The organism is Ottowia sp. VDI28 (assembly GCF_049532675.1).
In the GTDB taxonomy this organism is placed as follows: Bacteria; Pseudomonadota; Gammaproteobacteria; order Burkholderiales; family Burkholderiaceae_C; genus Ottowia.
On record NZ_CP149820.1, the window covers coordinates 1,024,257 to 1,045,679 of the forward strand.

Consider the following 21,423-nt stretch of genomic DNA (forward strand, 5'->3'; position numbering starts at 1 on the left):
GGCGTTTCCTTCAATCGAATGCGTAGGTGAAATCGCTGTCCTTCACATCGAGCGCCACCCGCCGGATCTCGCCTCCGGTGGCCAGACGCTGGAGGTACTCGACCGAAATCGTGGGCAGCACGGTGTTGGTGAGAATGGCGTCGATCACGCGGCCGCCGGATTCGGGATCCTGGCAGCGGGCCACGACCTGCTCGACGACGGCATCCGAGTATTCGAAGGGCACGCCGTGGTTCTGCTCCACGCGCCGCTTGATACGGCCGAGCTGCAAGCGCACGATCTGCTTCATCATCTCGGACGAGAGCGGGTAGTAGGGAATGGTGACGATGCGCCCGAGCAGCGCAGGCGGGAACACCTTCATCAGCGGCCCCTTGAGCGAGTCGGCCAGCGCCTGGGGGCCGGGCAGCAGCTCGGGGTCCTTGCACATGCTCATGATCAGTTCGCTGCCCGCATTGGTGGTGAGCAGGATGATGGTGTTCTTGAAGTCGATGAAGCGGCCCTCGCCGTCTTCCATCCAGCCTTTGTCGAACACCTGGAAGAAGATCTCATGCACGTCGGAATGGGCTTTTTCGACCTCATCGAGTAGCACCACGCTGTAGGGGCGGCGGCGCACCGCTTCGGTCAGGATGCCGCCTTCTCCGTAACCTACATATCCGGGCGGCGCGCCCTTGAGCGTGGAGACCGTGTGCGCCTCCTGGAACTCGCTCATGTTGATGGTGATGACGTTCTGCTCGCCGCCATATAGCGCTTCGGCCAGGGCAAGGGCGGTTTCGGTCTTGCCCACGCCGGAGGTGCCGCACAGCATGAACACGCCGATGGGTTTCTGCGGGTTGTCCAGGCGGGCACGGCTGGTCTGGATGCGCCGGGCGATCATTTCCAGGCCATGCTTCTGGCCGATGACGCGCTGGTTCAGCGTGTCGGCGAGCTTGAGTACGGCTTCGACCTCGTTCTTGACCATACGACCCACGGGAATACCGGTCCAGTCGGCAACCACCGAGGCGACGGCTTGTTCGTCGACCGAGGGCAGGATGAGGGGGATTCGCCTTGCACGGCATGGATCTGGGCTTGAAGCTCGTGGAGTTCGGCGAGGAGGGCGGCACGGTCTTGCTCCTTCCCCTCCTGGGGTAAGTCCGGCGCTCCTGCATCGCTATCGACCGGTTGGCTACCCTGGCGCAACTGCGCACGCAGGGCCAGCAAACGATCAACCAAGCCTTTTTCTTCCTGCCAGCGCGCATTGAGCTTTTCCAACTCCGCCCGCGATTCACCCAGCAAGCGCACGACCTGTTCCGCACGCTTGCTGACATCGATGCCGATGGCTTCCTCGCGCCCGATGATTTCCTGCTCCACGGTCAGTGCCTCGATACGGCGTTGGCAGTCCTCCACTTCTGGGGGGTGGCATGCTGCGACACCGCGACGCGGGCGCAGGCGGTGTCGAGCAGGCTCACGGCCTTGTCGGGCAACTGGCGCGCCGGAATGTAGCGGTGCGAGAGCTTCACGGCGGCTTCGATGGCTTCGTCGAGCAACTGCACGCGGTGGTGCTTTTCGAGCACGCTGGCGACGCCGCGCAGCATGAGGATGGCTTTGGTTTCGTCCGGCTCGGGTACTTGAACGACCTGGAAGCGGCGAGTGAGGGCCGGGTCTTTCTCGATGTATTTCTTGTACTCCGCCCAGGTCGTGGCGCCTACCGTGCGGAGATTGCCGCGCGCCAGCGCAGGCTTGAGCAAGTTGGCCGCATCGCCCGTGCCGGCCGCGCCGCCTGCGCCCACGAGCGTATGGATCTCGTCGATGAAAAGAATGATGGGCGTAGGCGAAGCCTGTACCTCATCGATCACCTGGCGCAACCGTTGCTCGAATTCACCCTTCATGCTGGCGCCGGCCTGCAGCAGGCCGATGTCGAGCGTGAGCAGCTTCACGTCTTTGAGTTGCGGCGGGACGTCGCCGCGTGCCAGCCGAATGGCAAAACCTTCGACCACCGCAGTCTTGCCTACGCCCGCTTCGCCAGTGAGCAGGGGGTTGTTCTGCCGCCGACGCATGAGGATGTCGACGATCTGGCGGATTTCCTCGTCGCGGCCGGTGATCGGGTCGATCTCGCCTTTTCGGGCTTTCTCGGTGAGATCGACCGCGAATTTTTTCAGGGCGTCGCCTTTGCCCATGGCCGCCGGGGCCATGGCGCCGCTGTCTTCGCCAGGGGCGCCGGTGCCCATGCCCGTGCCATCCTGAGCGCGCATCTTGGCTTCGGGCGAGGCATCGCAGATGCGGATGAAGTGATCGACCAAGTCTTCCAGCTTGATTTTCTCGAACTGCCGCGAGACGCCGACCAGCGGGTTGCGCAGGCTCTGTGTCTTGAGCATGCCGACGATCAGGTAGCCGGTGCGGACCTGGGCTTCTCCGAACTGCAGCGTGGCGTAGGTCCACGCGCGTTCGATGGCGTTCTCGATGTGGGGCGAGAAATCGCTGATAGCGGTGGCGCCGCGCGGCAGGCGGTCGAGTGCCGCCGTCACATCCTTGGCCAGCAGCGAGACATCCAGTCCGTAGTGCTGCACGATGCGCTGCAAGTCGGAGTCGGGCGCCTGCAGCAACTGCGCGAACCAATGCTCCAGTTCCACGTAGGGGTTGCCGCGCATTTTGCAGAAGACCGTGGCACCCTCGATGGCTTTGTAGGCCAATTGGTTGAGCTTGCCGAAGAGCGCGGTGCGACTGATTTCACTCATGATTTCTCCGCTTCATTGGTGAAGACGATTGGAGTGGGGGCGTTTCAAATGAGGCGGATGATGTGCTTTTCACGCCGGAACCCTCACATCACGTGCATCCTGGGTACGGGGCCGGTCGCCCAACCAGGAAAGCCAACCCAGGCGCGGGGCTTGCTCGCCGGGGGCGCCCAGGCGGGTGGGCGGGACTTCTTCCTTCTTCAATACCAGTTCGGCATCCCATTGCAATTCGTCGCCCAGCAGTTGCTGCATCCAGCGCTGCAGCGCGGCGCGGGCATTACCCGTAGGCAGGAAGGCACGGTACTGCGCCAGGCTCAAAGGGCCCAGGTGGATGCGGATGCGGTGCTGGCGATCCCACACGCGGGAGCCCAGTACCGCGCCGCCACCCAGCATGCGGGAGGCGGCTTGCGCGGCATGGCGCGGCGAACCGAGACGGGTCTGCTCGGCAGGTTCGATGCTCATCCAATGGCCCACCCAGCGTTCCACCCGTACGGGCACGCCAAAGTAGCGTTGCAACACGGCCTCGATGCTTTCCGCGTTATGGACCCGGCGTGCCAGCCAACCGGAGAAATGCAAGCGCGCGTCATCGAAGATTTCGTCGCGCTGCTGTCTGGTGGCGCTGCCTATGCCGATGAGCGAACCTGCCCAGCGCCGGTAGGTGTCATCACCCGGCCGGTCGAGCGTGACGGCGGGCCGGGCCTGCAGCCAGGCGCGGTAGAAATGCAGGCTGAAGCGGTGCGCGAAGGTGTCGAGAAAGGCCAGCCATGTACGGTCGCCCCAATTGAGCGCGCGTTCCCGAATGAAATCGCTCATGTGAATCGGCAGAGGGCCGTTGGGGCCGAGGTAGCCGAAGAAAAGTTGCCGCAAGCGCGCCCGCCCGCCCGCGCCCTGCAGCTCGAACCGGCTGAAGCTCGCCGGCGGAAAGGCGAGCGAGGGCTCTTGCCCAACGCGCACGGACTCGTCGCGGGGTAATGCGGCTTGGCCCCAGCGCGGAGCGGGGCTGGAGAGCGTTTCCAGCCGGCGCATGACGGCAAAGTAGTCCCACCGCCATGGCTCGGCCGCCCAGGCGTTCAACTGCTCCGCCACGGCGTTCGCGGTGCCTGCGGCCTCCATGCCGCCTACAGGATCGGCCGGCTTCCGCATAGCGGTCTCCAACGCATCAACTCGTCGCCGCGCGTGTTCCTGAGCACGGTTTCGACGAAGTGGTTGATCTCCACGTGACGCTGCAGGAAGTGCGACATCACCGCACCGAACAGCAGCGCACTCTGGCCTGCGAAGGCGGCAGGGTCGACTTGCAGGGCTACCTCCAACCCTCGCCCGAAGGCGATGGGGCCCGCCATGGGGAGCCGGCGGGATACCGCCTTGCAGGCGACGGACTGCAGGGCTTGCACCAGGACCTGGCGGGATTGCTCACCGCGGCCGGCATAGAGCGCGAGCATTTCGCGCAGCGCGGCCGCTCCCTGCCTGGCGTCCGAGTCGGACACTGAGAGATAGTTGAGCGCCAGGTGATCGAGCGCCTTCCAGCCCAGGCCTTGCGAAACCACGGGTGAATGCGGGGGAGATGGGCCGCGCACCACGCTCACGCGCTGCACCGGGAAAGCATCCACGCAGTACAGATCGTTGCCTGTTCCCAGCGGCATCATGAGCGGCAGATCGCGGTTGGTGCACAGGGCCGCCACCGCCAGTTGTCGGAGGCGCGAGGAATAGGGGGCCTGCTGCGGATCGACGATCTGCATGAAGACTTCCGAGCCGATATGGCTGCTGCGGTGGCCTTCCTGGCGCTGGCGCGTGGAGAGCACGCGTGGCTCCCGCGTGGTGGTGTAGTAGGCTGGGTGGGCGTGGCGGCTGCCGTGGAATGCGGCATAGAAGGGGAGGAACAACTGCTCGCGCGCATCGTCGCCGTCGGAGGCGACGCCGTGGCCGACCACCTCGGTGATGGAGTGCACTTCGAAATCCAGCGGACGGGTGCGGTCGACCAGCAAGTGGAACTGGTTGACACCCTCGGACATGCTGACCCTGTCCAGGCGTTTGGGGAAAAGATTGATGGCCGCCACGCAATGCAACTGGGCATGCGAAGAATCGACCAGGGGCTCCAGCGCCGCATCGCCCCGGGAGAACAGCCAGACCAGCTCGATCTCCTGGCAGTGCATGCCCGCCAGCGCGGACGCCAGACCGGTGAGGCGCACGAACTGAAAGCGTTGGGGGAACGCGAAATACTCCTGCATCAACCGGTAGCCGGAGAAACCGGTGGCGGTCTGCGGCAACAGGGCCTCGTCTTCGCGGAAGCCGGCGGTCTCGATCGCATCCTCTGGAAGATGATGGATGACATCAGATGCAGGTGAGTCAGAGATGGCGCGCACCATGACGCCGACGGGGTCCGCCTGGGCGCATTCGTACAGGCGCCAGGCCACGTCTTCACCGCCACCGAGGTGAAAGCTGAGCTCCTCAATGGGTAGTTGCGAGAACAGCAGTTCGCCGGCAGTGCGCAGGCGTATGCGCAGGCCGCCACGGATGTCCTGGCCCTGCGGGTGCTTGGTGAGCGGCAGATCGGGTGCGTAGCTGAAGTAGCGCGCGGAGACGACTTCGATCGGCCAGACTTTGAGGGCATGTGCGGTGCGGAAGTCGCAATGCGTGCCTTGGCTCGACGCATGCTGAGACCGTAGTCCGCTGCCGCGCGGCAGTGTGGCGCCGCGTGCAAGATTGGTGTCGCCCAGATCGACCTCCAGCCGGGCGACGATCATGGAGGGGGTGGGCGCGAGGAAATGAGGGTAGACGATGTCCAGCAGGTGTCCCGTGAAGCGGGGGTATTCGGCGTCGAGCTTGAGCGCCACGCGCGACGAAAGGAAGGCAGTAGCCTCGATGAGCCTCTCGACATACGGATCGGCTATTTCGGTTTCCTCGATGGCGAGGCGGCGCGCGATCTTGGGATAGGCCCGCGCGAACTCGCCCGCGCTCTCACGGAAATAGCGAAGCTCTTTTTCGTACAGATCGAGCAGGCGGGGATCCATGACGCCGGGACCTCAGTTGCTTCGGGAACGCGATATGTCCTCCATTTCGACGCGACCTTCCTCGAGGTCGATGCGCGAGCGCATCAGGAACTCGAGCGGAACCGGCTGGGCCCACAACATGCCTCGAATCTGCAGGCCGACCCGGTTGTGCGAATCGAGGATGTAGCTTTCCATGACCAGTTCAACCTCCAGCGTGTCAGGAAGAATGCGGGGCTCAAACTGGAGAATGGCCTGTTTGAGCTGTTGCTCCATGCTGACACGCTGGATCGATGACGTGAACTGGCCAGAGAGCATAGGCAATCCGTAGTTGAGGACCGAGCGCGCCGCCTGGGGATAAGGCCCATCGTCATAGGCCAGCCCCAGGCTGGTGGCGTTGAACAGCCAACTCAGATCGCGCAACACGGCCTGCCGCAGTGCCTGCTTGGTCAGGGTGCGCTTGTCGTCGCCTTCTTTCCTGTCGTCGGGGGCGTCGTCGATCAGCCGGTCCAGCAAGGACGGCTGCAGGCGTTCCTGTGCGAGCGGCGTGTCATGCATCGGGCACCTCCCCCGGCGGGTCACCGGCTGGCGCTCCGGAAACGTCGAGCGCGATTTCACGCACATCCATCAGGGCGTGTTCTCCGGCGTCGGTGCTCAGCATGCGCTGGCCGAGGCCGGTCCATTGGCCTGGTGCCGGCTCGATCCACTCGGTGCGGCGCGCCAGCTGCAGGGCGCCTTCCGCCGAGCGTTCGCTGCCTGGGTAGCGCGTGGGAATGAGCGCCAATGCTTCGCCGCCGTTGGCAAACACCAGGTTGGCGGGTGTCCAGACACAGTCGCGCAGGTCTTCGGGCGGTTCGATCGTGACTTTGGACAGGCGGGCGAACGGTATCCAGTAGTAGCGGCTGTTGACATAGGCCTCCAGCACTGGACCGAGCCGCATGTCGGCATCGGCGATCCACTCGAAGGCCTGGCCGTCCAACTGGCCGCTGGTCGCCGGAGCGCTGTCGAAAGCGCGCTGGCGCAGCGCCTGGGCCGCACCGGGATCGTTGCCCTGGCCGCTTTGAAGCAGCGACTCGATGAGCAAGGCCAGCCATTCATCCGGCTGGCCAAACACCATGGGGGTACGCCGGCCGGCGAAGACGTCGATGCGCAGGCCCTCGCAGCGGATGGCGTCGCCATACACCTGCTTCATGGGAACCGCCAGCGCATCCAGCTCGGCCGCCACGTTGAGCTGGTTGAGCGCGCGCTCCCATTGGCCCTGCACGCACAGCAATTGCGCGAGAAACACGCGCGCCTTGCTGTCGCCTGGCTTGGCCCTGACCTGTTCGGTCAGCGCGGCCAGCGAGCCTGCGGTGTCGCCAGCTTTCAGAAGTTCTTCGGCGCTCATGGTGGCTTCCTCTTAGATCGTCAACACGTTCTTAAACGGACTGGATCATGTCCGTGAAAGACCGCACCCCGCCGCGTATACCGGAGCTGGTTTGCGGCGCGGTTTCCAGCTCGAACTCCATGGCAGCCAGGGCCAACAGTTCCTGTGCGCCGCCAATGGGCCCGCCAGTGTGGGTGATGTGCTGTATTAAGCGGGCCTTCTTCAGCTTGAGTTTCCAGACGGCCTGCTTGTCGGTGTTGGATTCGAATACGCTCAGCTCGACCGTCATGCCCTCGTTCTTGCTCAAACCGCTCATGATGGAGGCGGTGGCTGCGTCGCATCTTCGCGTGATGAACAACGGCCGGTAAGTGCGGCGCGCCGCCGACTTGTCTGGAGCGGTCCAGGAAGTAGTGGTCACGCCCCATTCGAAACCGAGGATCGGCAACTGCGGCGTGCCGTCCTCGGCCTTGATGGGGCCCTGGGAGTCGCCCGTGAGCGCCAGGACCATGTGGAAGCCTGAGGAGTCCTCCTGGCTGATGGAGCGCAGGCGGTCCAGCACGGCATCGATATTCAGATAGTTGAATGAATCACTCATGGCTGCTCCTTTGTAGCGATCAGGGGTGAATGGCCTTACCAACGCGCCGAGACGGCAAGCATCTGGCGTTCGCGAGGGGGCGTGATCTGGCCGCGAACCCGCACGTCGGCAAGATCGGCGACGGGCGCCACGCCGAACAGGCGGGGCGAGCTGAAGGGGCGGGCGGGTGCGGCGATCACCACGACCCGGCCTCCCGGTTGGGTAAGGGCCGCAGGTAGTTCAAAGCGCTTTCTGGCGGGCCGCTCCCGGTTGCCGGCCTCGAAGCGGTTGGCTTCGGCACCGGATGCCGGGTAGATGTCGTATCGCCGGCCACGGGCATCGATGCCGACGATGCGCAAGTCCACCGAAGCGCCGGACTGGTTGAGTGCCTCGATGGCCACCCGCTGGCCGGCGGATGGCCTCAGCGCGAGGGGTTCGCCGCCGAGTGGCCCGGTACGAAGCACGCGATCGCCCTCCAACAGTTGAAGCTCGGCAGAAAAGCCCTCCACGCGGCTGTCGCCGGCAAGCCCGATCAGCCGGTCGAGCCAGTGGAAGGTGGCCGCGGATTGGAGGTAGGCGCTGAGTTGCTCCTTGGAAGCCAGCGAGACGTTCACATTGGACGGCGAGCTGACTTGGAAGCCTTTGCCCGCGCGCTCGATGCGAAGATCGCCAGGGGCGGCATTCGAGAGCTCGACCGACGCAGGGTATTCGAGACTCAAGGCGCCGACGGCGTCGATGGCGCCCGAGGCGCGCAGCGTGGCGCCGCGCGGCATCTCGCGGGGGCTCACGACCCAGGAGGTGGCGGCCGGCAGGGCGGCCAGTGCCGCAGGCACCTCGACTTGCGCGAGGCCGGGGTCCAGGCTGTTCACTTGCCCTTGGGCGTAGCTGATACGGCCGTCGGGTGATTGCGCTCCGACGCGCACGATGAGGCCTTGCTCCAGGCCGTCCAACTCGCCTGCGGGGATGGTCAGTTTGGCACCGCTGCGCTGCGCAGGCCACTGAGGAGAGGTGGTCAGCGTGGGGGCAGCGTTGGTCAGCAGCGGCGCATCCAACGCGCCCTCGGCGACGGGGGAGGGCAACTCCCGGGTGGGGAAGCGCTTTTCGAGCTCTTCGATGACGGGCGGGTAGAGGTTCAGGACATCGGTGAAGAGATCACGCCAGGTGGTGGGTTTGCGAGCCAGCGATTCAGCCACGGCCCAGGTGAGCAGACCCTGTGGTGCAGCCTGCCGGCTTCCGCGCGGCAGTTTCAGCTCGGGCGTGACCTGGTGGCTTTCAGAGGCGAAGAAGGCCACGTAGCGCGCGCGGGACTGGCGCGGATCGGGGGATGGCGACCGGGGGAGCCTCGGGTGCGGCTACCGCGGCCAACTGGTCCGAGCGCAGGCCGCGAAAGCGGACCTCGTCTCCAGGCACCTGGCCTTCAGTGGCTGGTGCGGCGCGTGCCGAACGTGTCATGGAAGCGGCCGAGCAGGTGTCGAATATCGCCCAGACAAATACATTGCGGACCAGGAAAGCCTGGATCCATCGGTCCATGTCGGCGTCGCGGATGTCGCCTTCCACGGCGAGCGCGCTTCCCACGCGCCCGCGCGCATCGCGCGCGAGGAAGCGTTCGGACAAGCCGTCGGGCTCATTGAAGCTGCGCTCGGGATCGCGCCAGCGCATGCCATGGCCAGAAAAGTAGAGCACGGCCACGTCGCCGCTGCGGGATTTATCCAGAAGATCGCGCAAGGCTTGTTGCACACGGGGGGCGCTGGGGAGATCGGCGCCATCCACGCCATCGGCCAGGGTCGTGATGTTGCTGGCAGCCATGCCTTGCGCGAGCAGGGCGCGGCGCATCAGCAGAACATCGTTGCGCGGCGCGGTGAGCCAGATGGTGGGAGATTGGTTGACCAGTTCGGAAACGCCGACCAGCAGGGCGCGCTGGGTAGCCTGGGAGGGGGACAGCGCTGAAAAGAGAAAGAGTGCCAGAAGCCATCGGCGCCAGCACCATGCTCCGAGGCTCCTCGCCTCCGTGGGGTGTACGCCGATGGGCTTCATCACGGCTCCTCCACCATCTGCACCAACGGAGATGCGGAAAGGCGCGCGCGTGCGGTTGCCGGGTCATTCACTTCGATGAGCCAACGGCCATCGGGCAGGATGCTGGTGTCAGGGCCTGCGGGCAGGCTTTTCAGCAAGGCCTGCGCTTCGTCCACGCGCGCAGTGGGCTGCCAGCGCACGACTACAGAGGGCGGTGCCGGAGGCAGGCTGCGAAAGCGCACATCATCCTCTTCGCTGCCTTGCCAAATCATCCACTGCTGGGCTACCACCACCACGGCCAGAAGGGCGAAAGCGGGCCGAAGAAGACCGTCTAGCCGAAGAGCCGAGCGCAGACGTGACCACCATGAAGGCGTGGATGGTGGAGGGAGCGCCGCGCGCGGGGCTGGCGACGCGGGTTGTGCTGCGGCGATCAGGCGCTGGCCCAGGTCACGGTAGAGCGCCTGATGTTCCAGGCGCGGATCGTTCGCGCCGAGAGGCGTGCCGGTCAGCACGGTATGGCCGTCCTGGGTTTCGCGCAGGGCCACGCGGCCAGGGGCGGGTTCAACGGCTGTTCCGGCGTTGGGACGCGGCGGATCCAGAGATTCGGCCCAGACGGCCCGCATGGCGGCCAGGCGAGCCTGACTCAGCCGGGCGAGCACGGCGGACGTCTGGGCCTGCTCGGGCAGGCGCACGCGGTTCCAGGCTTGCACCACGCTGGCCGAGGGGTCGGCGGGTTCATCGCTCGGCTCCAGCAGCACATCATGCCAACCGGCCCAATCGGGCTCGGCACTGGTCATCCAGCCATGCCACAGGGCACCGGGCGCATCCTGGCGGTCGAGCAGCACGCCCACGTGCGCGTGGCCCTGGCGGACCAGCACCACGCAACCGGGCTCCCAGGGCTGTTCGGCGAAGTACGCGCGGGCGGCTTGGCGCCGATGGGCCAGGTCAACAAGCAACGCTTCTGGGCGGCTCGGGGCTCGCAAGGGGGACGACGCCTCGTCGTGCCGGAGGAGCGGCGCTTCGGCCGGCGGGCCTGCCTCGCCGAGCAGCTCGGCGCGTATCTGCGAGAGCGGTGGCCATAGGGACGTCATGATGAGGCCCCTTGAAGGTCGGGTAACAAAAGGTGTTTCATGACACACAAGACGCTTCAAGTGCCAGGATTTTGAAAACCCGATGAATCGCGCTCATGTTTTCACGCTCTATCGTGATGCCCAGCGTCTTCTGGATCCAGCTGCCCATGAGTGTGTGGCCATAGTCCCGCGGCAGGGCGGCGCGCATGTGCACCAGCCCCAGTTTGCCTGCGCGGTAGTGGTAGGACGCGATGCGGTGCCGGCTAGCCACGCCCGAAAGTCCGCCGGCGAGTTCCTGGCCAAAGCCTTCGCAGAGCAGCAGGCGTTCGGGCGCCGGGAGCGCTGCGATGAAGCAGCGGGCGGCGGCCTTGACTTGGTCGTCGTTCAGACCGTGGTCGCGCAGCGCGTTTTCCTCTTCGTCGTTGGCGCCCAGTTCGGCTTCGAGCTGGGCTTCGCCGATACCGTCTTCACCAATCGGTACGCGCCTTCGCAGGCGGCTGGCGCGCGTGCAGTCAATCAGATAGCGCTTGAAATAGGCGCACAGGGCCACCGCGCTTGAGGGAGCGCTGGACGGCGTGGCAGGCGCACGCTCCGGGTCTTCTGCATCATCGGGTTCGGGCGTGCCCACCGCATGCAGGCGCAGCACCTTGGCGTAGATGAACTGGGCAATCAACTCCTGCTTGGATTCATCGAGCGAGCGCAGTTCCGAGGGCGCACAAGGGTGCAGCGCCCGCGTGACGATGGCGTACATACGGCCCATCTCTTCCGGCGAAAGTTGCTGACGCCGTTGCCAGAGATCGCCGAGGTCGGTGCTCTCGGTTTTGCTCAAAAGGTCTTGCATGCGAAACGCCCTCCGCCACCCTTGGGTGGCGGAGGGTGGAAAGTCAGTCTTCAGTTCTCCACACAACTGCCCTCGTCGGGTACGAGGCATTCAGGCAGTCCGAGCCCGGCTCCGCGTACACGAACCCCCGAGGCCGTGCTGGCCGCAACCTTCAGGCCCCGGGGCAGCAGGAGCCACATCTGGCCGGGCTGCTTCATGCGGCGCGCGCTGTTGGCGGCATCCGGTCCGCTGCCGAAGAAATAGTCGGCCCGTATGGCGCCGCGGATCGCGCCGCCAGTGTCTTGCGCCAAGGTCAGGCGTTGCATGGGTTTGGCTGAGTTGGGCTGCTGCGTGGAGACGAAGACCGGATAGCCGAGCGGTGTGCTGCGCGGGTCCACGGCGATCGAGCGGCCGGCCGTCAAGGGCACGCCCAGCGCCCCCACGCTGCTCTCGGCTTTCTTGTCGACTTCGCGGAAGAACACGTAGCTCGGATCCTGGATGCCTGAGCCCGACAGAGGCGCGGTGGCGCGTTGCCCGGGCACCGCGACGGCACCGGACTTGATGGGACGGGCCAGAGTGAAGCCGCGTGTCAGCACGCCGGCCTGGATATCGCTTTCGTCGTCGTCATCGATCTCCAGCTCGATCGACGAGCCTCTTACCCGAACGCCCTTGGGGCGGCCGGTGGAAGCTTTGGCCACGGTGGGGCGGAAGGGCTGGCCGTTCTGCTCGGCGTAGCCCACATGGATCATCTCGCCGCCCGGCAGACGGATGCGGCCCGAGCCCTGAACTTGCATTTCATACAGGGCTGAAGCGTTGTCCACGAACGCGATCACACGCGCATTGGGGGCGCCCTTGGTTTCGATCTCCGCCCGGGTGTAGTAGGGCAGCAGGCGCCGGCCGTCGGCGCGCAACCGGACGCGGCGGTCCAAGGCATCGCGGTTGAGACCGGTCAGATCCAGGGTATAGAAGCCTGCGGACCCCATCTCGCGGGTTGACAGGCCGCGCCGGATGGTGACGTTGCGCCCTTGGACCTCGCCCACGACCGTTCCTTTGGCTCCTGCGGGGATGGCACGGGCGTCCAGGAACAGCATGTCCTCTGGTTGCGCGTAGACGGGGTAGATGAAAGGCGGGGAATAGCTGCGGCTGCCTTTGATCTCCGGCTCGAAATAGCCGGTGACCACGCCGCGGGGACTGCGGTCATCGTCCCGGATCTGATAGACCGAGAACTCGCGCTCGTAGAAGCCGCGGATGGCGTTGTTGTTCTTCCCGTCCACACGGCCCGCGCGATCGCAGACCTCGCGCCAGGCGGCCGCGCGCTTGGACAGCACGCCGCAACTGGAACGGAAGGCGTCCCAGCTTTCAGCGAAATCGTCCCGGCTCCAGCCCGGGAGGGTGTCGAAATCCACTGCGGTGTAGGTAGCATGCTGGGTGGAGAAGGAGCGGGCCTGGCCGGCGACGTTACCTCCGGTGGAGGGGGCTGGCGCGGGTGTAGGCACAGCTTCGGGGGCAGGTGCCGGCACGGGGGCCGGCGCGGGCGTGGCTTGTGCCACCGGCGCCTGGGCGGGCTGCGGTGTCCATGCGCATCCAGTGGCGAGCAGGGCGCACAGGGCTGCCATGACGGGGGGCAAAGGGGGGCTGTGGCGTAGAACGGGCATGTCAGACTCCTTTGGTTCGTTGACCGATGCGCGTTTGCATGACGCGCTTCACCTCACAAACGATCAATACTGTTCAACTTCAAAAAAGGCCACCCCAAACACATCGGGACAGCTTGTGCCTTTCGGGCACACGGGTTGCCCGAGCAGAGGGGTGGCGTCACCCGCGCGCGTGGCCTCCAGAGCCGCCAGCACGGGCAGTGGAAACTGGGGGAACAAGCCGTCGGATTGCACGCCGACGGAGGTGAAATCGCGCTCCAGCGCGCTGACCACCACCGCGAAACGATTGACGCCTACCGGCCCTCCCGCATCGAGCGGCCACGAGGCACGGGGCAGACTGAGCGGGGTGCCCGCGCGGATGGCGTTGCGCTTGTCGATCGAGTTCGGGAACAGCAGGTACATCTGGCCGTCAGTCGAGAGCAGGTACACATAGACGTGGCCATCGCGGTTGCTGCTCACATCGAAATCGAGCCGGTCCTTTCCCGTTTGCAGTTTCGGCTTGGCGCTTTGGGCGTGCACCTCGAATCCTGGCGCGGCGCCGTAGCGCAAGGCGGCCAGAGATTGCACCGCATCGCGTGGCGTGGGGGGCGCGGGCTCTGGGGCAGCGGATACTGGCGGTGCCGAAGGCACGCTTGCGGCGGTTATAGGTGGCGTGGCTGTGGCAGCCGCCACGGCGGCAGCGGCCGAAGGGTACGTGGCCGCGGTGGTGGGCGGCGCGGCGGGCCGCAGCAGCCACCATGCGCCCCCACCCAACGCCAGAATGGCGGCTCCGCCTGCGCCGAGCCAGAGCGCAGAAGGGCGCTTGGCGCTGGAGGGCGTAGCGCCTGTGGACACGGAAGCTGCTCGCTTTCCTGCAAGTGCCCGGGCACCGCTGGCCGCGAACTCTGCTCCTTCCAGCCCCAGTGCACGCCTGAATTCCAGCATCGTCTGCGGGCGCTGTTCGGGCCGCACGGCGAGGCCCGCGTCGATGGCTTTCAGAAACTGTTCGCTGAATCGCGCGCGCAAGGCTTCCTGGCTGGCCAGTGGCACGTAGGTATCGCTGAGCAGGCGGCCGATCGATGGTGGGGGTACCTTGCCTGCGACCGCGAGGTGGAGCACGGCAGCCAGTGCGTAGACATCGGTCCAGGCACCTTGGGCCATGTCCGGCACGTCGCCATACTGCTCGACAGGCGCATAGCCGGGCTTGAGGATCACGGTCACGGCCTGGTTCTGGTCGGTGATCACCTTTCGGGCCGCGCCGAAATCAAGCACCACGGGCAGATCGGTGCCTTCCAGAAGCAGGATGTTATCGGGGGCGATGTCGCGGTGATAGCAGTTGGCGCCGTGCATTTCCTGCAGGGCTTGGCTGACGCCGTCGGTCATGGCCTTGAGCCACGGCTCGTTGGGGCCTTGCGGCATGCTGTTCAGCTCTTCCCGCAAGGTGCGGCCGCGGTAGAGCGGCATGACCATGTAGGCTGTGCCTTTGTCTTCCCAGAATCGGTAGACCTTGAGCAGCGAAGGATGATCGAACTGCGCGAGCAGGCGGGCTTCGTTGATGAAGCTGCGCATGCCCAGCTGGAAGGTGTCGCTCTTGCTTTCCGATTGGGGCGCGATCGAGCCGTCGGTGTGGCGGAACGCGAGCGAGGAGGGCATGTATTCCTTGAGCGCGACTACGCGTTCCAGCGCATGGTCCCAGGCTTCGTAGACCACACCGAAGCCGCCCTGGCCGATGACGCGGGTGATCTCGAACTCGCCTAGCCTCGTGCCGGGGGCCAACACGTTGGGCTCGCCTGAACTGCTTGCCGATGTGCCGGGCCCGGGGCCCGATCCGGAGCGCGGCAGGACGCGGGTGGCCGAGTCGGCGTCAGTGCCGGTGATGACGCGGGTTGCCGCCGGATCGATCACGCGGGTGGCGCCTGGATCGGGCACAGGCGCGGGCGCACGACGGCCGTCGGCAATGACGGTGAAGTCCTGGTCGGCGCGGTTGGGCGTGCCTGGTACGGGAACGTCTGGGGTGTCCATCAGGTGCCGTCCTCCAATTGCGCGGCGGCAGGTTGTGTGTCGAACAGCAGATCGAACAAGGGGCCGCGCGGCAGGCCGTCTGTTTCTATGAGGGGCGAGGCCTGAGGATGCGAGGCGTGGATCCAGATGGTTTGTCCGGGGCCTGGCTGTCGTACTGTTTCGGTTTGAGAGGTGCTCTCTGCTGAAGGGGTGAATCCGGCGGCCAGGAGCTGCTCGAAATCATCGGCGTCAGCATCGCTTTCCAGGGCCTGCAGCAGCAGGTGGTGGGCGGTGTGCCACCATCCCGCGAGATCTTCGGCGCTTTCGGGCAGGGGTGTGAATACGCTGATCGGGTAGTAACGGCCTACCCGGTCGACCGAGGGGGCGAGGGCGCCGATCCATGCGGTGTCGCCGGCGATGCCTGGGCCCAGCAGGAAACCCCAGACGGGGGAGGTGAGGTAGGCGTCTATCCAGGATGGGTGGCGTACGCGCAGGTCGGCCAGGCCATCGTGGAGCCAGTTGTCCCAGCAAGTGTGCAAGGCGGGGGGCATGCGGCGGTGGGCGAAGTCGCCGGCGCCGGGGAGTTTGCCGAACCAGCTGAGGGAGGTGTGGCTGGTGGGGGTCATGGTTGGGCTCCCCAGGCCAGGGCGTTCCTACTCTCCCTCCCCCTCAGGGGGTGGGTTTGGGGGCCGGCCATCCGGGCGGGGGCTTTCACGGCGGTTAATTTATTGGCTGCTTTTTTTAATGACCTTCTGCTGTTTGATCTAAGGGCGGAGGCCGGGATTGCCCCCGGCAGTGCAGTATCTTTCTTTTGCGTCGCCAAAAGAAAGACACCAAAGAAAAGGCGACCCCACTTGCCGTGTCCCTTCGCTACGCTACGGGCAACCTGCGGTGCTCGATCGGGGGGCGGTGCTGCAGAACTCGCTATGTTCACTACGTTCACGCCGCTCAAACAGCTGCAGCAAGTCAGAGCACGAAGCAAGGGCATCTTGCAGTGCCCTTGCCTGCCCCCGCTCTGCGCTCCTCGGCACGTCCAGAGGGGTGGGGAGCCCGCCTCGGGCCATTGCTTCGCTCGGCCTGCGCATTAACAGGCTTCGCTGCGCTTCGCGGTATTAGCTCCCTCCCCCTCTGGGGGAGGGTGGGGGTGGGGGCTTTCACGGCGGTTAACCTAATCACGGCTCTTACTGGACGAGCGCTCTCCTCTTCCTCCCAAAAGGCCGCGGAGCAGGCCATGCCGAGGCACCCGCGGAGCTGGCTCCGCCAGGCCGCTGGGTGCGTCCCCCTGGGGGGAAGGCGCGTAAGCGACTCAGGGGGGGCTTCACAATCCAGCGGGACATGAAAACTCGCGCATTTCGCGCAACCTCAAGGGATGTTGCACGCTGTTGGTGGTGACTTCGAAGCGCGCTTTACGCCCGTCAACCGAGAAGGTGACGAAGAATTTTTCAGGCGCGTCTCCTGGTTCCAGCTGAGAACGGTCCAGCACGCGGAACAGGGCCCAGGCGCCATCTGTGGTCATGCCCGACGCGCCACCGGTGGGTGAGGGCGGGCTCAGTTGTATGCGCACCTGGTTGCTGCCTTTGGGGCCTGGCCACTGAATGGTCATGGGCACGATGGGGCCATGGCCGTAGCGGACGACCTGGCCATCGACATCCAGAATGAACTGCGTGATGCTCGCATCCATTTCCACGGGCTTGAAGTCGAGGCGGATCGAGGGCGTTCGGCCGCCCGAGCGGAAGAAGATTTCGCGGATGCGGGCGGCGCGCTCGAACTGCGCCAGCGCGGCGGTGGTGATGGCGCCTTGTTCGGCCACGGGCTTGTAGCGCCACGGCCGTGAACTGGTATCGACCAGCGCGGCAAGCCGCTTCTGGAAGAAGTCATCCATCAGGCCGCCGGGGGCGAACATCTGGCCCAGGTCTTCGGGCAACACATCCCGGGTGCTGGTGGGGCTGAAGGGGTAGCGGCCAGCGATCGCCTTGGCGCAGAAATCAGCCACGGGTTTCAGGTCCTGGCTGAGGTTGCTGCGCTCGGCCACGCGGGCCTGCGCGGCGCCCGCCTGGCTCAAGTTCTCGATCATCGAGCGCACGGGCTCGGGCAGGCGCCCAGCGTCGGAGCGCAGCTTGCCAGCGACGTCACCCGGCGGTGGAGAGGAGCGGGCCTTGACAGCTGTATCGACCGCATTGAGATAGACGTAAACCTCATTGAACAGCTTGAGCGCATCGTCAAGGGGCGCCGGTTGCCCTTGTGCGGGCGCAGTGACCAGCCGGCGGAGAGGCTCGAAGTGATCGTCCACAATGCTTTCGATGCTCTTGCCGGCGGGCACCTGGCGCTGGTTTTCCGCGCCGAAGAGTTGCTCCAGCCCCTGCCGTGTGCTGCGTACCGTCTCTGCCGCCTTGCTGACCACGTTGGCTTTGGCGGGGTCATTGCTGGGCGTGAGCGTGGTTTCGCGGACCGCGGCTTTCAGGAATTTGGCCAGGGGAGAGTCGAAGCCGGAAAGGATGCGCGCGATCTCGATGTTCTTCTCGACACCGCTGGCCCGGATCAGGCGGACATCGCTCAGCAGTTGCTGCCACACCTTGACATACTCTTCCAGATACAACCGCCGTACACGGTCGGTCAGGTTGCCGATGCCCGCGGCATCCTTGGCCGCGCTCAGCGCCGAACGTTCCAGGCCCAATACCCATGGATCCTCACTGGCCAGAAGTGGAGTGACCGTGGCTACTTCCTGCTGAAAACGCTTGTGGTAGCCGTCGTAAGTGAACAGGCCGGGAACGCCTTCCGTGAGAGGCTGCCCGCTGATGCGTTCGAAGACCAGCGGCGCCGAAGGACCTGCAGCGATGGCAATGGAGAAGGCTGGGATGTCGCGCCCGAGCCGCTGGCGCTTCAGACGGCTGAAGATCCGCTGCTCCACGGGGTAACTGGCCAGCATCGCGCGCATGCTGCGCACCAGGCCCTCATCCATGGGAGTGTTGGCGCGAGGGGCGCCCTGCGCCAGCAGTGCATCGAGCTGCTGCTCCAGGGCCTGTATCTGCTGGGCCGACAAGCCTCTGTCGAGGTTGCGATTCCAGTCCAGGGTGATCCAGGCTTTGAGCGCATCGCTGTCGAAATGCTCCGGCTGGTGCAGCATCAGGTAACTCTTGAGCGCCTCGTAGGCGAACTCGAGGTTGTCCTTGTTGGCGCTGCGCAACTGATCCTCGATGCGGCGGGATACCTGGGGCAGGAACACCTCTGACAACGCGTGTTCGTGCGCTGCTGCCGCTGCCGAGTCCATCTTGTCGCCCTGGTAAAGGCCCAGTGTCATGGAAAGCGGCGGGTTGCCTTCGTTGTTTTCAGGCGTTTTCCAGATGTCGCGCAGCCCTTGCAGAACGGGGGCGACGGCGGCAATGGTCTGCGAATTGGCGGACAGGCTCAGCAGCGCCTGCTTGGTCGGCTCCACCTTCGCCTGCACGGCATCGAGGTAGCGGCTGTTGAGCCAAGTGCTGTAGCCCCAACCTGCCAGCAGCGCCAGCGTGGCCAGGCTCATGGCGCTCAGGGCGGCCAACCGCCAGGTTTTGGTGCGGCGCTCCTGGCGCGCATCGGCACCGGCCAAGCCTTGTTCGGGGAAGACGACTTCGCGCAGCAGGTTGGTAAGGAAATAACTGCGCCCCGCATTTTTCTGCGGTGGCACGATGGCGCGTTCCAGGCCGAAATTGCGCGAGAGATTTCCCATCACGCGGTCGAAGGGGCTCCCCTCCTGAGTGCCGCTGGTGAAGTACACCCCTCGGATCCAGGGTGGCTGGTTGAATTTGGAGCCGAGAAAGACCTGATCGAGCGTTTCGGCCAGCGTGCCGTGCAGGGCCGCGAACTGGGCAGGGAAGGCGAAGATCGACGCGCGGCGCCTGGGGTCCTGCTCGGCCTGCATGCGTGCGATGAGCCGGTCATCCATCTGCTCGTGCAACAGCCCGAACTCACGAGTGAAGAATTCCGAGACACCGCGCTCGGCCACATGATCGCTCTGGTCGACGGGCAGTGTGAAGCCCAGCACTTGCTCGCGCTGGGTCTTGCCCAGGTCGTCGAAGAATTCGGTGAAACCGCTCAGCAGATCGGTCTTGGTGACCATGACATACACCGGCAGCCGGGTAGCCAGGCGCTGATCCAGCTCCTGCAGCCGTGCGCGCATGGCCGCGCAGAGCTCCGCTCTGGCCTGGGCGGGCTGCATCAGATCGGCTACGCTGACCGTGAGCAGCACGCCATTCAGCGGGCGGCGCGGCCTGTTCTTCTTGAGCAGGCCGAGGAAACCAGCCCAGGCGCTTTGGTCTTCGGCCTGATTGCTGTCCTGCGTGGTGTAGCGGCCAGCGGTATCTATGAGCACGGCCTCGTCGGTGAACCACCAATCGCAGTTGCGCGTGCCACCGACACCGCGGATGGCGCCGGAGCCAAACTTCTCGGCCAGCGGGAATGTCAGGCCCGAGTTGACCAGCGCAGTGGTCTTGCCGGAACCCGGCGCGCCGATGAAGACGTACCAGGGCAGGTCATAGAGATAGTTGCCGCCGGAGATCGCGAACCAGTCCCGCAGCCCTGTCTTCTTGCCCGTGCGCTCGATGCGCATGCGCTTCAGGGTCTGGATGGCTTCAGCAAAGCGGTCGCCCAGAATTTTCTGCTCGCCTGGTGTCGAGGCGGCCGCTTTGGCTTCGGCGGGTTTGACCAAGCCTTCGGTTAACCGCTGGCTGGCTTTGCGCGCCCGCCAGCGGCGCCACGCGTAGCGGCCAAGCACCAGTAGCAAGATCAGGGCGATCAGGCTGGCGCGTACCCAGGCCGCTTCAAGCGGCGCAAGTGAGCCAATGTGCACCAACGGCCCGACCCACCAGATCAGAAACGCCAGCAGTACCAGCGCCACGGCAATGATCAGCCAGGGCGCGAACACGAACCGGAACAGCGCTTTCATCGCTCACCTCCCTTCGGTGAGGCACTGCCGGGCGTTGCGCCTGCCGGGCCGGTCATCAGTGTGATTTCCACCCTTCGGTTCTGTGCCCGGTTAGCGGGCGTGTCGTTGGGGGCCAGCGGTTCAGAATCCGCACGGCCTTCGGTACGCATGCGGCTGGCTTCGACCTGACCCAGCAATGCCGTCTTCACCCCCTCGGCGCGCGCTGCCGAGAGATGCCAATTGGAAGGGAAACGCAGCGAGCGGATAGGCTGGTTGTCCGAATGCCCGGTGATGAGCACGTCGCCCTTCACCTCGGCCAAGGCATCGCCAATGCGCTTGAGTACCGGGCGCGATTTTTCGATAGGCTCGGCGCTGCCGGAGGCGAAGAAGCTGTCGCCCCGCAAGCGGACGATGCTGCGGTCGGCCTCATCGGTCACGGTGACCAGGCCTTCGCGAATCTCGGGTTCAAGAAAGCGGGCCAGGCGCGGTACCTTGGCCGGAGGCGGGGCTGCGGCAGGTGCCTGGGGTACACGCAAACTAGCGATCGATGAATAGACCGTATCGGAGTGGCTATTGAGCGAAAGCCGGAAGGCCAGCCATGCCAGGGCAAGCAGCAGCAGAAGCACGGTCGCATAGACCCAGAGAGGCAGTACATCGCGCAGGCGCTTGATCTCACCCGCGTGGCCGCGCCAGTGCGGCGAGAGTTCGGCCTCCAGCGTGGGGCGGTCCTTGCGGATCAGATCCGCCAGGCGTTGCCGCAGGGTTTCGAGTTGAGACCGCCCGTTTTCGATGACGCGGTAGCGCCCCTCGAATCCCAAGGCGAGCACGCAATAGATCAGCTCCAGCAGCGAGCGGTTGGCCGGCACATCCTGGGCGAGTTTGGCCAGCAGTTGAAAGACCTTTTCGCCACCCCAGGTTTCGTTGTGGAACTGCACCAGAAGGCTCTGCTTGTTCCATCCCGAGCGTACACCCCAGGGCGTGTTGGCTACCGCTTCGTCGATCGCGGTACACAGCACATAGCGCGCGGCCAGCACGGTTTCATTGCTGGAGCCCGACTTGCGCGCGTCCGACTCGAACCGCTGAAGGGCTTGTACTGTCTGGGCCCGCAGCGAGGCGGGGTCGGCGACATGCGCCATGCCGCGCAGCCGTGCCGCCAGGCCGAGCAAGGGGCCGGCCGCGGACACCAGCGGGTTGAGCATGTCGATGCGCGCCATGTCGGGCAGGGCCGCATCTGGCGGCGGACCGCCCGGTGGCGCGCCGGGCGAGGCAGGCGGAGGTCCCGAGCGGGGTTTGGGTTTGATGACCGTGCGCTCGGATTCGAAGGCGGAGAAGGGGTCAGGGGTGCTCATGGGGATGACT

The 21,423-nt window shown here is 65.5% G+C and carries 14 protein-coding genes and 1 pseudogene; all 15 read right to left on the reverse strand.

Features of this window, described 5'->3' with window-relative positions; genetic code table 11:
• Positions 1–10 precede the first annotated feature (10 nt).
• The 15 genes and pseudogenes from tssH to WJU18_RS04890 all read right to left on the reverse strand — a co-directional run bounded on the left by tssH (position 11) and on the right by WJU18_RS04890 (position 21,413).
• Positions 11–2,708 (reverse strand): annotated as a pseudogene (tssH, locus tag WJU18_RS04820) (type VI secretion system ATPase TssH).
• Positions 2,709–2,777: 69 nt separating this feature from the next.
• Positions 2,778–3,848: a type VI secretion system baseplate subunit TssG gene (gene tssG, locus WJU18_RS04825; RefSeq protein ID WP_423459002.1), complete on the reverse strand. Its 1,071-nt coding sequence runs from the start codon at positions 3,846–3,848 to the stop codon at positions 2,778–2,780.
• Positions 3,824–5,713: a type VI secretion system baseplate subunit TssF gene (gene tssF, locus WJU18_RS04830; RefSeq protein ID WP_423459003.1), complete on the reverse strand. Its 1,890-nt coding sequence runs from the start codon at positions 5,711–5,713 to the stop codon at positions 3,824–3,826. The genes tssG and tssF overlap by 25 nt, the downstream gene beginning before the upstream one ends.
• A gap of 12 nt (positions 5,714–5,725) precedes the next feature.
• A complete protein-coding gene (gene tssE / locus WJU18_RS04835; protein ID WP_423459004.1) occupies positions 5,726–6,247 on the reverse strand; it encodes a type VI secretion system baseplate subunit TssE in 522 nt (173 codons plus the stop codon).
• Positions 6,240–7,076, reverse strand: a complete 837-nt coding sequence (locus WJU18_RS04840) for a type VI secretion system accessory protein TagJ (RefSeq protein WP_423459005.1) — start codon at positions 7,074–7,076, stop codon at positions 6,240–6,242. The genes tssE and WJU18_RS04840 overlap by 8 nt, the downstream gene beginning before the upstream one ends.
• Positions 7,077–7,107: 31 nt before the next feature.
• A complete protein-coding gene (locus WJU18_RS04845) occupies positions 7,108–7,650 on the reverse strand; it encodes a type VI secretion system tube protein Hcp (protein WP_423459006.1) in 543 nt (180 codons plus the stop codon).
• A 35-nt stretch (positions 7,651–7,685) separates the two neighbouring features.
• Entirely contained in the window at positions 7,686–8,921 is a 1,236-nt protein-coding gene (locus WJU18_RS04850; RefSeq protein ID WP_423459007.1) for a hypothetical protein, read from the reverse strand.
• Complete coding sequence (locus tag WJU18_RS04855) at positions 8,902–9,663, reverse strand: caspase family protein (RefSeq protein ID WP_423459008.1); 762 nt, start codon at positions 9,661–9,663, stop codon at positions 8,902–8,904. The genes WJU18_RS04850 and WJU18_RS04855 overlap by 20 nt, the downstream gene beginning before the upstream one ends.
• Complete coding sequence (locus WJU18_RS04860) at positions 9,663–10,733, reverse strand: hypothetical protein (protein ID WP_423459009.1); 1,071 nt, start codon at positions 10,731–10,733, stop codon at positions 9,663–9,665. Before WJU18_RS04860 ends, WJU18_RS04855 begins: the two co-directional genes overlap by 1 nt.
• A gap of 37 nt (positions 10,734–10,770) precedes the next feature.
• Positions 10,771–11,553 carry a hypothetical protein gene (locus WJU18_RS04865; protein ID WP_423459010.1) on the reverse strand — a complete coding sequence of 261 codons (783 nt, stop codon included), beginning with the start codon at positions 11,551–11,553 and terminating at the stop codon, positions 10,771–10,773.
• Between the two features lie 50 nt (positions 11,554–11,603).
• Positions 11,604–13,187 (reverse strand): murein transglycosylase A, encoded by a 1,584-nt coding sequence (locus WJU18_RS04870; RefSeq protein ID WP_423459011.1) that lies wholly within the window; start codon positions 13,185–13,187, stop codon positions 11,604–11,606.
• Between the two features lie 63 nt (positions 13,188–13,250).
• Positions 13,251–15,185: a serine/threonine protein kinase gene (locus tag WJU18_RS04875; protein ID WP_423459012.1), complete on the reverse strand. Its 1,935-nt coding sequence runs from the start codon at positions 15,183–15,185 to the stop codon at positions 13,251–13,253.
• Positions 15,185–15,790 carry a type VI secretion system-associated protein TagF gene (tagF, locus tag WJU18_RS04880; protein ID WP_423459013.1) on the reverse strand — a complete coding sequence of 202 codons (606 nt, stop codon included), beginning with the start codon at positions 15,788–15,790 and terminating at the stop codon, positions 15,185–15,187. The genes WJU18_RS04875 and tagF overlap by 1 nt, the downstream gene beginning before the upstream one ends.
• Positions 15,791–16,482: 692 nt before the next feature.
• Positions 16,483–20,085 (reverse strand): type VI secretion system membrane subunit TssM, encoded by a 3,603-nt coding sequence (tssM, locus tag WJU18_RS04885; RefSeq protein ID WP_423459014.1) that lies wholly within the window; start codon positions 20,083–20,085, stop codon positions 16,483–16,485.
• Positions 20,082–21,413, reverse strand: a complete 1,332-nt coding sequence (locus tag WJU18_RS04890; protein ID WP_423459015.1) for a DotU family type VI secretion system protein — start codon at positions 21,411–21,413, stop codon at positions 20,082–20,084. Before WJU18_RS04890 ends, tssM begins: the two co-directional genes overlap by 4 nt.
• Between the last annotated feature and the right edge of the window lie 10 nt (positions 21,414–21,423).